The following is a 12,369-nucleotide window of genomic DNA, read 5'->3' on the forward strand; positions in this document are numbered from 1 at the left end:
GATGGCCGTCGACGGAAACTGGAATATCGTCATGACTACCCCGATGGGCGAGCGCAAGGCGACGCTGACCCTTTCGAGCGCGGGCGGCACGCTGACGGGCACGCAGGGCGCCGACGGCAATTCCGGCGAAATCTTCGACGGTACCGTCGCAGGCGACGACGTCGCCTGGAAAATCTCGATCACCAACCCGATGCCGCTGACGCTGGCATTCTCCGGCAAGGTTGCCGGCGACAACATGTCCGGCGAAATGGGCATCGGCCCGATGGGCAGCTTCCCGTTCACGGGAACAAGGGCGTAAGTGCGCTTGCGCAGGTAGCGCCACCATTGCGGCGCCGGCTTCCCCGGCGATGCCAGGCATCGCCGGTCACGGTACCGTGCGACCGTAACCAGGTCCGGACAGAACCGTCTGCTTGAATGCAACCGGGGCTTGTGTCAGTTTTGGCACCAATAGCCCGTTGGAGGCATCCCTTGCGGACGGTCTTTCTCAGCTATGCATCCGATGACAACGCCGTCCCCGACGAGCAATTCAAGGGGTGGGTCAGTTCGCTCGACAGCTGCCTGAAGCTGGAAATCCAGCATCTGGACGAAGTCAGGCTGTGGCGCGACGTGCGCGATTTCAGGGAAAGCGGCCTGATCACCGACGGACTGCGGGAACAGGTCAGAAATGCCGCGATGTTGCTGGTGGTGCTGTCGCGCCACTACAAGACCAAGCAATACACGGAATTCGAGCTCACAGAATTCTTCGATTCCCGCAAGCCGGACGAACTGGCGACCGACCTGATCATTCCCGTACTGCCGAGACCGATCGATCCAGGGCAAATTCCACCGCCGCTCCAGGGATTGAAATACATTCCGTTCTTCGACATCGATCCGGAAACCGGAAAGGTCGAGCCGTTCTACGACGGCTATGGCAAGTTCGTTTCCGAGAAATACTGGGATGCCGTTCGCGAGGTGGCCAAGCTGATCGATACGCGACTGAAGGGCTTGCCCGACGACCCCCACAAGGCGACCGTCTACCTCGCGGCGCCCGGGCTCGATCAGGTCACCAATCACTGGAGGGTCTACAAGGAACTCGAAAGCCAGAAATGTCTGATCGCGCCGATCGATCCGTGGCCGGCTAATGCGGACAAGGCGAAAGATCATTTCGGCGCCGGGATCAAGAACGCATCGTTCTCGGTCCATCTGCTCGGCGCGGTTTCCAACAGTGCGCGACGCGCCGATTTGAACGAGCTGACCGTGCTGCAGCTCGATATGGCTGGCGCGCGCCAGAAGACCGATCCGAAATTCCGCCGGCTGATCTGGATTCCCCAGGGTCTGAAAGAACCGGATTCCGCACAGCAGGCGCTGATCAAGAGTCTCGAGGACGGGACGCGGTTGACCGCGCAGGACGAACTCGTGCGCGGCGGGCTGGAAATGTTCAAGGAAATCGTCCGCGATGAGCTGGAGCAGGCCGGTGCCGCGAAGGCACCGCCATCGTGAGCGGGCTTTCATCCAGCCAGCCATATCCGGGACTGCGCGCGTTCGAGGAAGGCGACCAGGAATACTTCTTCGGCCGCGACGCACAGACACGCGGTCTGCGGCAAAAGCTCGACACCAGCCGGCTGGTGGCAGTCGTCGGCCGTTCAGGTTGCGGTAAATCCTCGCTGGTGAAAGCCGGCCTCATTCCCATGCTTGCGCAGGAGAACGCCGCGGGCGAGCCGATCTGGCGCATTGCGCTGTTTCGACCGCAGGGCCGGCCGATGGAGGAACTCGGCACGGCGCTGCTCGACCTTGCCCCCGGCGGAGCCGAGGACGCCAGAGAGCTGCGCCGCAGCCGGCTTGCCGCCATGCTGTCCCGCAGCAGCCTGGGATTGGTCGAGGCCGCCCGCGAACTTGGCCTCTCCTCCACCGGCCGGCTGCTCATCATCGTCGATCAGTTCGAGGAGATCTTCCGGTTCGAGGACCCGAGCGGCAAAAGCGCCGACGAGGCGACCGCCTTCGTGCGGCTCCTGATCGAGGCGATCAATGCCGAGACCCCCCATATCAACGTCATCCTGACCATGCGGCTCGACTTCCTCGGCGATTGCGCCCGTTTCCAGCGGCTTCCGGAGGCGATCAGCGACGGTCAGTATCTGGTTCCGAATCTCAGCCGCGCCGAACGGCGGGCCGCCATCGAAGCGCCGGCGAAAAAGGCCGGCAAGCTGATCAGGCCCGAAGTCACGCAGCGGTTGCTCAACGAAATCGGCGAGGATCCCGATCAGTTGCCAGTCCTGCAGCACGTGCTGATGCGGATGTGGCAGCATGCAGGTGCGGCTGCCGAGATTTCGCTCGATGACTACACCGGCACCGGCGGTGTCCAGGAAGCGATCTCGCGCCACGCCGATCAGATCTACGGCGCGTTGCCGAGCGACGGCCATCGCGTCGCCGCCGAGCGCCTGTTCAAGGCGATCTCGGAACGCGACCGCCGCGGCCGCTCGATCCGCCGCGCCACCCAGTTCGGCGACATCGCGGCCATCGTATCCGGCGACGACGCGACGATGCCGGCCGCCAAAAGCGAACAGAAACTGCTCGAAGTGGTCGATGCGTTCCGCGCGCCGGACTGCTGCTTCGTCATGCCTCCGGCCGGTGAGTATATCGAGCCGTCCACACTGATCGACATCTCGCACGAAAGCCTGTTGCGCGGCTGGAGCAGGCTGACCGGCACGCCGGAAAAAGAAGGCTGGATCGGCGAGGAAGCCGCCAATGGGCGCAAATACAATGACCTCCTGGAGGATGAAAAGCGGAATTACATATTCCCCAGCAAAATCGCCGATGAGCGGCAGCTGTGGTGGCGAACGACACGCCCGAATGCGGCGTGGGCCGAGCGGTACGGGAACAAATTTGTCGCGGTGAAGGATTTTCTTGAAGGCGTGTTCGACCTCCACCGCAGAGAGTTCGAGATTCGCCAACAGCGCGCGGTTCGCAAGCGCTACTTGCGCGCAGCGACCGTCGTCCTCGTCTTGATCGGGGTCGTCTCGGCCATCGTGTTTCTCTTCAATGAGCAGAAGAAGCGCGCCCAATTTGCAACGGAGCAGGCCCAATTGGCGACCCAGCGGGCCGAAATCGAGATCGAGCGGGCCCGGGTTGCTGCGGCCGGCGAGGAACAGATCGCCCAAGAGAAAAACCGCCTTGCCCGGGACTATGACGCCAAGCTCAACCAGGCCTTGGCGGACATTCAGGCGCAAAAGGATCAGCTGGAGAAATTCCGGCGGGATGTCAGCGAGAGGGTCGAGCAGGTCCAGAAGGCGTTGCCGCTGAACGACAGCAAGGTCCAGCAGGACCTGAGCAAGTTCGTCCAGTCGAACTCAGCGGTCAGCGACGCCACGGCGCAGCGCGCCATCGTCGATGCCAAGGGCGAGGCGCCTGCAGCGACGCTGTCGAGCAACACCGGCTTCATGTGGATCGGGTCGGCTGGAGCGGCGCCGCGAAGCAATCTCAACACGCCGGCCGGCGTCGCCGTTGCCGCCGAGGCGGTGAAGGCCGGTGAACAATATACCACCGACCTCGATATCTATCTGCGCAAGGGATTACCCGAACTTCCGGGTTACATCCAGCAGCCCACCCTCGGCATCATGCCTGAGGGTACGCGCATTCAGATTGTGAACATCGCGCCCGCGTTCCAGCGTCCCGCTGGCGACCAACTCTGGGCGCAGGTACGGGTGGTGAAGCTGGCGCTTTCGACCGTGTATTTGCAGTTCGCCGGTGGCACGCGCGACCAGGCCCGGCAGCTCTCGAAGAACCTGCAGGACAAGGGTTACAAGATCCCCGGCGAGGACCGTACCGAGGCCGCCGCGGGCAAGCGCGAGGTGCGATATTTCTATGCCGCACAGAAAGCCATCGGGATCCAACTGGCGGCCGATGCAACCCAGGCGCTGCAGCGGCTCGGCTATCCATCACTGCAGGTCTCGGCCGTCCTCGCGGCAAACCCCGCCAAGAGCAATCCGGACGGCAAGCTCGAACTCTGGCTGGAGATTCCGCCGAAGTAGATGCGCGGCTTCGGCGCACCGCCGCGCGGACCTGGCGGCGCCGGAACCGAGGCCCCCTCACCCCAAATTCAGTTCCTTGAAGAAATCATTGCCCTTGTCGTCGATGATGATGAAGGCCGGAAAATCCTCGACCTCGATGCGCCAGATCGCCTCCATGCCGAGTTCGGGATATTCCACCACCTCGACCTTCTTGATGCAGTGCTCGGCGAGGTTGGCCGCCGCACCGCCGACCGAGCCGAGATAGAAGCCGCCATGCTTCTTGCAGGCCTCGCGCACCGCGACCGCGCGGTTGCCTTTGGCGACCATCACCATCGAGCCGCCCGCGGCCTGGAACTGGTCGACGAAGGAATCCATCCGTCCCGCCGTGGTCGGGCCGAACGCGCCGGAGGCGTAACCATCCGGCGTCTTGGCGGGACCCGCGTAGTAGACCGGATGATTTTTGAAATAGTCCGGCAGCGGCTCGCCCTTTTCCAGCCGCTCGCGCAGCTTGGCGTGCGCGGAATCGCGCGCCACGATCATGGTGCCCGACAGCGACAGCCGGGTCTTGATCGGATGCTTTGAAAGTGTCGCCAGAATGTCCGCCATCGGCTGGTTGAGATCGATCTTGACCACCTCGCCGCCGAGCGCCTGCTCCACCGCGGGCAGATACTGCGCGGGGTTGTGCTCGAGCTCCTCGAGATAGACGCCGTCTCTGGTGATCTTGCCGAGCACCTGGCGGTCCGCCGAGCAGGACACGCCGAGCCCGATCGGCAGCGACGCGCCGTGGCGCGGCAGCCGGATCACGCGTACGTCATGGCAGAAATACTTGCCGCCGAACTGCGCGCCGACGCCGAGCGACTGCGTCATCTTGAGAATTTCCTGCTCCATCTCCAGATCGCGGAAGGCGTTGCCGTCGGCCGAGCCATGGGTGGGCAGCGCGTCGAGATAGCGCGCCGAGGCCAGCTTCACCGTCTTCATGCAGAGTTCGGCCGAGGTGCCGCCGATCACGATGGCGAGGTGATAGGGCGGGCACGCTGCGGTGCCGAGCGTCAGCACCTTCTCCTTCAAAAACGCCAGCATGCGGTCTTTGGTCAGAACCGACGGCGTCGCCTGGAACAGAAAGCTCTTGTTGGCGGAGCCACCACCTTTGGCCATGAACATGAACTTGTAGGCGTCATCGCCCTCGGCATAGATCTCGCACTGCGCCGGCATGTTGTTGGCGGTGTTCTTCTCCTCATACATCGACAGCGGCGCCACCTGTGAATAGCGCAGATTGCGGCGCAGATAGGCGTCGCGTGCGCCCTCGGACAGCGCGGCCTCGTCGTCGCCATCGGTGATGACGCGAAAACCCTTCTTGCCCATGATGATCGCGGTGCCGGTGTCCTGGCACATCGGCAGCACCCCGCCGGCGGCGATGTTGGCGTTCTTCAGGAAATCGAGTGCTACGAACTTGTCGTTGGGGCTGGCCTCGCCGTCGTCGAGGATATTGCGCAACTGCTGCAGATGGCCCGGCCGCAGATAATGATTGATGTCGCCGAACGCGGCCTCGCTGAGCGCCCGCAGCGCCTCCCGCGTCACCACCAGCATCTCCTTGCCCAGCACGTTTTCCACCCGCACGCCCTCGGACGTGATCTTGCGGTACGGCGCGGTATCGGCGCCGAGCGGAAACAGCGGCGTGTGCTTGTAGGGCGGAACAGGGGTGGCAGCGGACGGGATGGGCGTTGGGGCGTTCATTTGGCTCTCGCGAGGTTTAGGCCGAAGGCGTCAGACGCTCTGTCGGCGATTGAACCGTTCTAAGCACTTTTGACACAAAGGGAAGGTTCCAGGAATCCCGCAGCAATCGAAATAGAGCATGACTACTGCCCCCGTACCGCGGCCATCGCCTCCCCTGCCTCAACCTCCCCGCTTCATTTGGGACCGCGTACCGTGCTGATCATCGCCGCCCTGCGAGGGCTTCGATTCGGCCTCAAGCGTGCCCACCTTGTCTACAGCCTGCTTGGGATCATCATCTTCGCGATCGGCGTCAGCATCTACGGGTTTTGATCGACCGTTCCGATTGACATCGGCCCCCGGGCCTTGCAGGAAATCGACATGCGCGTTTCAATGGGCGTAAAGGGGCATCTTGCATGAGAACGGACTTTGGCAGATCGACCATATTGGCCGCAATATTGCTGGCGGCATCGGCGCTCACGGTATCGGGCACTCAACCGGCGCGCGCCGACCGCTGCGAAGATATCGCCAAGGAACTCAAAAGCCAGGTCGACGGCATCAAGATCGGCATCACCACCGGCAAGACCATCTATTTGTCCCACCCGCAGGCCCGGGAGCTTTCGCTGGGCTGCCGCGGCGCCAACTTCTCCAATGAACTCTACGCCAAGGCCGACCGCCGCAAGCCGAAGCCGGAATTTTTCGAGCTGGTCGCCAGCGCCGGCGCCATCGTCTTCACTATTCCGAAGCCCGACGTGATGACCGGTTCCACCCGCTGCATCAAGCGGATGGGGTTGCTGCGCGGCGACCGGGTCAAGATGCGCTTCCGCCGGCTCAACATGGAATGCACGCGCACCAAGACCGAAGCAGCGATCGCAATCACGCGCGGCTCGGACGAGTAGCCGGCCGCGGCGGGCGGTATCACCAGTAATCTGCCAACAAGATCGATCGCATCTTAGGGAAATTCGAGCCCGCCGTTCACCACTGCCCGGGAATTGCGGCGATGCTGCACGATTGCCGCCATGGATTCATAAAGCTTTCGCCCCCGGCGCGTCACAGTCGGGAGCAACCAAGCAAGGATCCTGTCCGATGAGTGTTTCCGCAGTCAGCCCTTCCATCTCCATGAAACCGCCCGAGGCCAGCGTGCTCAAACCGCCGGAGGTCAGGGTCGATCGCGACGATCGCACGTCGCCGCCGCCGGTGCGGGCCGCGCTGCCGCCGGGCCAGGGAACGAGGATCGACCAGCTCGTCTGAACACATCCCGCAAATTCGTTTATACTGCCGGCCACAACCCCTCATGGAGCGGATGCGGTCCGATGCCCAGTAACATGACCTACACCGGCGGCTGCCATTGCGGCATGGTGCGATTCGAATGCACCACCGACCTTGCCATGGTCACCGCCTGCAACTGCTCGATCTGCACCAAGAAGGGCCTGCATTTCGCATTCCTGGCGCCGAAGAGTTTCGTGCTTCGCGCCGGCGAGGACAATCTGCGCGAATATCTCTTCAACAAGCATGCGATCCGGCATCAATCCTGCAACGACTGCGGCGTCGAGGTATTTGCACGCGGCAGCAAGCCCGACGGCAGCGAAGTGGTGGCGCTCAACGTCGCCTGCATCGACGGCATCGAGCTTGCCAAACTGACGATGACGCCGATCGACGGCCGGAACAGGTAGGGGTTGCCGTCATTCCGGGGCGATGCGTAGCATCGAAACCGGAATCTCAAGATTCCGGTTCGGGTCTCCGGCGCGCCCCCGAATGACGTAGTTTAAGCATCCAGTTCCCTGTAGCGGCGGAAGATTCCCTCCTCGTTGAAGGCAATGCGGCGTTCGCTCGCCAGATACGCCATGATGTTCGGCCGTGCCGCGACGCGGTCGTGCAGATCGACCAGGCCGGGGATCCTGCGCTCGAACACCTTCATGCGTTTCGGGAAAGCGTAGCGCAGCCCCGCGACGATCTGGAACAACGAGAGATCGACGTAAGTAACGCGGCGGCCGGCGACCCAGGAGCCGCCGCTGCTCTCCAGCACCCCCGCGAAATATCCAAGATATTTCGGCACCCGCGCTTGCCAGAATTCCGCGGTGCGCTTCTTCGCCGGCCCGCGCTGGTCCTCGTAATACAGCGACGGCCCGAGCGGATGATGGGTGTCATGGATTTCGAGGACGAGATCCGTGATCGTCAGCTGCAGCTGATGCAGCCACAATCTTCCCGCTTCGGCCTTCGGCGCGAGGCCATGGCGCGGCCCGAGATAGAGCAGGATGTTCGCGGTCTGCCCGATCACGAACTTTCCTGCTTTCAGAAACGGCGGAGCGAATGGCGGCGTGCCGCTCGGCTCCATCATCTTCATCATCGCGCCCATGCCGCGCTGGCGCGCCACGTCGGCGTAATCGGCGCGGGCCTCCTCCAGCGCGAGGCGGACAAATTCGCCGCGTCCCTGGATCTGCGGCCAGTAGTAGAGCTCATAACGCATCGGCGATCCCTCGTCGTCCATATCCTTAACAAAACATTAGAGCAGCCGCCTGCAGCAAGCATAGTGCAGGTTGCATCCGGGTTTCGCTTTTCGGTTACAAAGTTTCAACGCTGTTTCGCAGAGTACGAGTTCCATCAAACACCTGAGCCGCTTTTCGCGCGTAGCTTTAACGCGCGTGCCCTTTAGTGCGAGCCTGGAGAGCTCCTCATGCCGCCCGACACGGTCTTCGCTTTCGCCTACCATCAGATGCTCGTCGTCATCGCCGGCGCCGTTTGCCTGTTCGGCACCTGGGTCGGCATGCGCCATTTTGCCCGCGCCCGCGCCACCCAGGGCACCACCCGCTATGGCTGGCTGTTCATGGCCTCGGTCGGTACCGGCGCCGCACTCTGGGCTTCGACCTTCATCTCGATCCTGGCGCTGGACCCGTCGCTGAACAGCGGGTTCGAGCCGTTCGCCACGCTGGTGGTGCTGATCGTCGCGGTCATTGCCTGCTTGGTCGGATTCGAGATCGGCAGCCGGCACTTTACCCTGGCGCCGGAACTCGGCGGCCTCGTGATGGGGGCAGGCATCCTGGCCATGCACTTCACCGCCATGAAGTCCTGGCACATCGCGGGCACCACGCATTGGAACGCCTACGGCGTCGTCATGACCTTCGTGCTCGGCCTCGGCTTGAGCGCGCTGGCGGTCAACCGCGCCAACCGTCCGGTCACCCGCTGGTGCCGCCATGGCGCGGCGATCGTGCTGGCGTTCATGATCTGCGCGATGCACTACGCCATGACGGCGGCGTCGACCACCCTGCCCGACCCCTCGGTCGCGCTGCCGCCATATCTCATCCCCGCACCCATGCTCGGCTTCGCCGTGGTCGCCGCCGTATTGCTGGTGATGGGCAGCGGATTTTCGACCTACATCATCGACCTGCGCTCGCGCACCGAATCGGCCGACCGCATCCATCAGCTGTCATTCAACGACACCATGACCGGACTGCCGAACCGCATCGCCTTCAACGAGCGGCTGGCGTACGATACCGCCGAAGCCCACGAGAAGGCGCACAAGCTCGCCGCGTTCTCGATCGACGTCGATGGCTTCAAGGATATCAACGACGTGTTCGGCCACAGTGCCGGCGATCTGCTGCTGATCGAGGTGGCCGACCGGATGCGCCGAACCATCGGGTCGGGCGAATTCCTCGCCCGCCAGAGCGGCGACGAATTCCTGGGCCTGCAGACCTCGGGCAATCATCCGCAGGATGCGCACGGCTTTGCCGGGCGGATCGCACAAGCCTTCGCCCAGCCCTTTACCGTCCAGGGCCAGATGGTCACGCTCACCGCCTCGATCGGCTTCTCGGTGTTTCCGACCGACACGCCGGAGCGTGACCAATTGCTCAGCAACGCCAAGCTGGCGATGCACCGCGGCAAGAGCAAGCAGCGCGGCTCGGTCTGCATGTACAGCCACGAGATGGACGATACCGCCCGGGCGCGACGCGCGCTGGCGCGCGACCTGCAGACCGCCGCCGAACGCGGCGAGCTCGCGCTGCACTATCAGTTGCAGACCTCCCTTGCGGATGGAAGGATCTGCGGCGCCGAAGCCCTGATGCGCTGGCAACACCCGAAGCACGGCATGATCTCGCCGGCGGAGTTCATCCCGCTGGCGGAGGAAACCGAGGCGATCGTGCCGATGGGCGAGTGGGCGCTACGCACCGCCTGCCGCGACGCCGCCCAGGGCAGGATTCCCGGAACCGTCGCGGTTAACCTATCGCCGGTGCAGTTCTCGCGCGATGACCTGGCGGAAACCATCCATGCGATCCTGCTCGAGACCGGGCTGTCACCGCGGCGTCTGGAAGTCGAAGTCACGGAATCGACCTTCATGTCGGACCAGACTCGCGGGCTGCATATCCTGCGCAAGCTGAAGGCGATGGGAATCGCGGTTTCGATGGACGATTTCGGCACCGGCTACTCGTCGCTGGCGACGCTGCACGCCTTCCCGTTCGACAAGATCAAGCTCGACCAGTCATTCGTCAAACGGCTACCGAAGGACGCCGCGGCGGCCGCCATCGTCCGCACCGTGCTGGCGCTCGGCGCGAGCCTCGGTATCCCCGTGCTCGCCGAAGGCATCGAAACCGAAGCGCAATGGCAGTTCCTCGCCAACGAAGGCTGCGACAAGGGCCAGGGTTATTTGTTCGCGCGGCCGGTGGCGCTGGCTCAATTGCCGGCGGCGATGGCTGCCGCCGCACGATTCGTGCGCGAGGATGCTATCGAACTTGCTGACGCGCCGGCGGTGGCCGCAGCATAAGCTGCGCCGCAAATTCGATCCTTGCGACGCAACCAATCAATTCGCCGCAAAACAATAAAACAGTCCGTCGCCGCCAGTGCTCTTCAGGTCATTCTGCGAACAGCCGCCATCCGGCCCGCGCGAGGGATGTGAGGTGTTCCAGGATTTCGAGGCGTCGTCGTCGCGCAGACCGACGCGGTCGGCATGCCCCACCATCGCAGCACCCTGCGTGCTGCTCGTCCAGTTCTTGCAGGTGCGGTCGTCGCCCGCGGCGAAGGCGGTGCCGTCAGCCTGTGATCCCGTCAGCACGTCGTGGCGGTTCGGCGTGTCGCCGCGGCCGTTGATGACGTCGCCTTTTTCGCTGAGCGCGGTCGCCTTGGTGAGATTGTTGGCGGCGCCGTGCAGTTCGACGACATCCTTGGCGATTACGACGCCTTTTGAATTCTGCCAAGGCCCCTTGCCGATGCGATCGCGGGCATTTTCCGCCGGCTTGCCGTCCGCCGGCTGGGTGGAAAGATAGGCGCGCCAGATTTTTGCACCGGCGCCGGCCGCCTGCGCCAGCTGCTGGCAATAATTGTCGGCGCCGGCGAGGCCGCCGAGATTGCCGCCATTGCCGATCCCCACCGAGGTGACGAAGAAGCTGGTGCCGGCGGCCTGCGCCAAAGCGGGCTGCGCCGCCAGCATGGCGAACGAGGCGGTGGCGAGGCCGAAGCACAGCCGCGAGATCATCCGGGGTAAAGCGGGCATCATCTCCTCCGATTGGCTATCTGATCCGCCGGCTGGTTGAGCGCCGGCCTGGCATGACATCAACACGACGCGGCCATGTTATCCCGGTTCCGCGACGTAGAACAGGGATGGCGACGCCGCAAAAGAAAAGGCGCCGCGGAATGAACCGCGGCGCCTTTGATATCAGCCTGTCGCAGACGGTCAGGTCTGCTGGATCGCCGAGAGTTCCCAGCTTTCGCCGCGCCGCCGCACGAAGGTCCAGACTTCGGTCGCCTCGACCGGCTGCTCGCTGCCCGCAACCAGACGGTTGGTGCCGCGCTCCAGCGTCTTGTCGACCAGCGAGAACCGCATCGCCACGCTGGCGTAGTCGGTTTCGCCCTCGCGCCAGGCTTCCGCAAGGTCGCCCTGCAGCAGCTTGACGTCCGACACCTTGTTGATGTCGTTCTTCGCCTTGTTCTCCTCGAGATCCTTGGTGAAGTACATCACCATCTCGGGGGTCGCCAGCGTGTGCAGCTTGTCGACATCCTCGTTCGACCAGGCGGTCTGGACATCGCCGAGCAACCGCTCGAATGTCTCATAGTCAGCCGGCTGGATCTCAAGCGGTGCGCTGCCCGAACCCAGGCCGAAGCCGGTTCCGGTTCGCAGCGAGTTCTGCGGTCCGCCGGGGCCGACTGCGGCTCCGGGCGCCGGGCCGGCATAGGCCGAGGCGGTGGCGGGAGAGTGACGGCGCTGCCACCACGACATCGCCAGCTTCACCACGATGAAGATCAGGCCGATCTGAAGGATCAGGCCGATGATCGACGCCATGCCGCCGAGGCCGGAGAACAACCCGCCGCCGAACAGCATGCCGAGCAGGCCGGCGCCGAGGAAGCCCGCGGCGAGGCCGCCAAGCATGCCCATGCCGGGCTTGTTGAACATGCCGCCCTTGGCAGCCGCGCCCGCGGCCGCGGGACCGGCCACGCCGGGGCTGCCCGGCTGGGTCATGGTGCGGTTCATCGGTTGCGCCGCGTTCGGCGCGGTGGCGGTCGGCGGCGGTGCGGAATAGGTCCGCGATCCTCGGGAACCCGAGCTGCCGCCACCGCCCGGCCGGGCGTCGGCCGCGGAGATCGCGAACATCACCGGAACCGCCAACGATAGAACAACGGCAAGGGCCTGGACGATGCCCCGCGTACGCTGCGTGAATTTCATGTCTGTTTCCTCAAAATCCCCAGCAGGGGG

At 64.0% G+C, this 12,369-nt stretch carries 11 protein-coding genes; 7 read left to right on the top strand and 4 right to left on the bottom strand.

Going from position 1 to position 12,369, the window contains the following annotated elements; translation table 11 throughout:
• Position 1: 1 nt before the first annotated feature.
• The 3 genes from Q8N40_RS16305 (at position 2) to Q8N40_RS16315 (ending at position 4,004) form a co-directional block, all read left to right on the top strand.
• On the top strand, positions 2 to 298 hold the full coding sequence (locus Q8N40_RS16305) for a hypothetical protein (RefSeq protein ID WP_305712534.1): 297 nt from the start codon (positions 2 to 4) through the stop codon (positions 296 to 298).
• A gap of 170 nt (positions 299 to 468) precedes the next feature.
• Positions 469 to 1,479 carry a toll/interleukin-1 receptor domain-containing protein gene (locus Q8N40_RS16310; RefSeq protein WP_305712535.1) on the top strand — a complete coding sequence of 337 codons (1,011 nt, stop codon included), beginning with the start codon at positions 469 to 471 and terminating at the stop codon, positions 1,477 to 1,479.
• On the top strand, positions 1,476 to 4,004 hold the full coding sequence (locus Q8N40_RS16315) for a hypothetical protein (RefSeq protein ID WP_305712536.1): 2,529 nt from the start codon (positions 1,476 to 1,478) through the stop codon (positions 4,002 to 4,004). Before Q8N40_RS16310 ends, Q8N40_RS16315 begins: the two co-directional genes overlap by 4 nt.
• Positions 4,005 to 4,061: 57 nt before the next feature.
• Here Q8N40_RS16315 and Q8N40_RS16320 read toward each other — a convergent pair whose 3' ends face one another.
• Positions 4,062 to 5,717 carry a fumarate hydratase gene (locus tag Q8N40_RS16320; RefSeq protein ID WP_305712537.1) on the bottom strand — a complete coding sequence of 552 codons (1,656 nt, stop codon included), beginning with the start codon at positions 5,715 to 5,717 and terminating at the stop codon, positions 4,062 to 4,064.
• Positions 5,718 to 6,109: 392 nt separating this feature from the next.
• Here Q8N40_RS16320 and Q8N40_RS16325 point away from each other — a divergent pair, with 392 nt between their 5' ends.
• From Q8N40_RS16325 to Q8N40_RS16335, 3 genes are all read left to right on the top strand, one after another.
• Positions 6,110 to 6,592: a hypothetical protein gene (locus Q8N40_RS16325; protein ID WP_305320981.1), complete on the top strand. Its 483-nt coding sequence runs from the start codon at positions 6,110 to 6,112 to the stop codon at positions 6,590 to 6,592.
• A gap of 187 nt (positions 6,593 to 6,779) precedes the next feature.
• The gene (locus tag Q8N40_RS16330; RefSeq protein WP_305712538.1) at positions 6,780 to 6,944 is read left to right on the top strand and encodes a hypothetical protein; all 165 of its coding nucleotides are present in this window, start codon (positions 6,780 to 6,782) and stop codon (positions 6,942 to 6,944) included.
• Between the two features lie 62 nt (positions 6,945 to 7,006).
• Positions 7,007 to 7,366: a GFA family protein gene (locus Q8N40_RS16335; RefSeq protein WP_305712539.1), complete on the top strand. Its 360-nt coding sequence runs from the start codon at positions 7,007 to 7,009 to the stop codon at positions 7,364 to 7,366.
• 92 nt (positions 7,367 to 7,458) lie between these two features.
• Here Q8N40_RS16335 and Q8N40_RS16340 read toward each other — a convergent pair whose 3' ends face one another.
• Positions 7,459 to 8,160: a glutathione S-transferase gene (locus tag Q8N40_RS16340; protein WP_305712540.1), complete on the bottom strand. Its 702-nt coding sequence runs from the start codon at positions 8,158 to 8,160 to the stop codon at positions 7,459 to 7,461.
• Between the two features lie 207 nt (positions 8,161 to 8,367).
• Between Q8N40_RS16340 and Q8N40_RS16345 the strand changes: the two genes are divergently transcribed.
• A complete protein-coding gene (locus tag Q8N40_RS16345) occupies positions 8,368 to 10,446 on the top strand; it encodes a bifunctional diguanylate cyclase/phosphodiesterase (RefSeq protein ID WP_305712541.1) in 2,079 nt (692 codons plus the stop codon).
• A 36-nt stretch (positions 10,447 to 10,482) separates the two neighbouring features.
• On the opposite strand, the gene Q8N40_RS16350 is transcribed toward Q8N40_RS16345, so the two are convergent.
• Together Q8N40_RS16350 and Q8N40_RS16355 are read right to left on the bottom strand one after the other, a co-directional pair.
• Positions 10,483 to 11,154, bottom strand: coding sequence for a lectin (locus Q8N40_RS16350; protein ID WP_305712543.1), 672 nt, complete (start codon positions 11,152 to 11,154; stop codon positions 10,483 to 10,485).
• Positions 11,155 to 11,352: 198 nt separating this feature from the next.
• Entirely contained in the window at positions 11,353 to 12,339 is a 987-nt protein-coding gene (locus Q8N40_RS16355) for a TIM44-like domain-containing protein (protein WP_305712542.1), read from the bottom strand.
• Between the last annotated feature and the right edge of the window lie 30 nt (positions 12,340 to 12,369).

It is taken from the genome of Bradyrhizobium sp. (genome assembly GCF_030693485.1).
GTDB lineage: Bacteria > Pseudomonadota > Alphaproteobacteria > Rhizobiales > Xanthobacteraceae > Bradyrhizobium.

What these genes read in the sequence shown, in the direction of transcription:
- Q8N40_RS16305 (WP_305712534.1), top strand. Translation starts at nt 2, where the DNA reads ATGGCCGTCGACGGAAACTGGAATATCGTCATGACTACCCCGATGGGC.
- Q8N40_RS16320 (WP_305712537.1), bottom strand. Translation starts at nt 5,717, where the DNA reads ATGAACGCCCCAACGCCCATCCCGTCCGCTGCCACCCCTGTTCCGCCC.
- Q8N40_RS16325 (WP_305320981.1), top strand. Translation starts at nt 6,110, where the DNA reads ATGAGAACGGACTTTGGCAGATCGACCATATTGGCCGCAATATTGCTG.
- Q8N40_RS16330 (WP_305712538.1), top strand. Translation starts at nt 6,780, where the DNA reads ATGAGTGTTTCCGCAGTCAGCCCTTCCATCTCCATGAAACCGCCCGAG.
- Q8N40_RS16335 (WP_305712539.1), top strand. Translation starts at nt 7,007, where the DNA reads ATGCCCAGTAACATGACCTACACCGGCGGCTGCCATTGCGGCATGGTG.
- Q8N40_RS16340 (WP_305712540.1), bottom strand. Translation starts at nt 8,160, where the DNA reads ATGCGTTATGAGCTCTACTACTGGCCGCAGATCCAGGGACGCGGCGAA.
- Q8N40_RS16345 (WP_305712541.1), top strand. Translation starts at nt 8,368, where the DNA reads ATGCCGCCCGACACGGTCTTCGCTTTCGCCTACCATCAGATGCTCGTC.
- Q8N40_RS16350 (WP_305712543.1), bottom strand. Translation starts at nt 11,154, where the DNA reads ATGATCTCGCGGCTGTGCTTCGGCCTCGCCACCGCCTCGTTCGCCATG.
- Q8N40_RS16355 (WP_305712542.1), bottom strand. Translation starts at nt 12,339, where the DNA reads ATGAAATTCACGCAGCGTACGCGGGGCATCGTCCAGGCCCTTGCCGTT.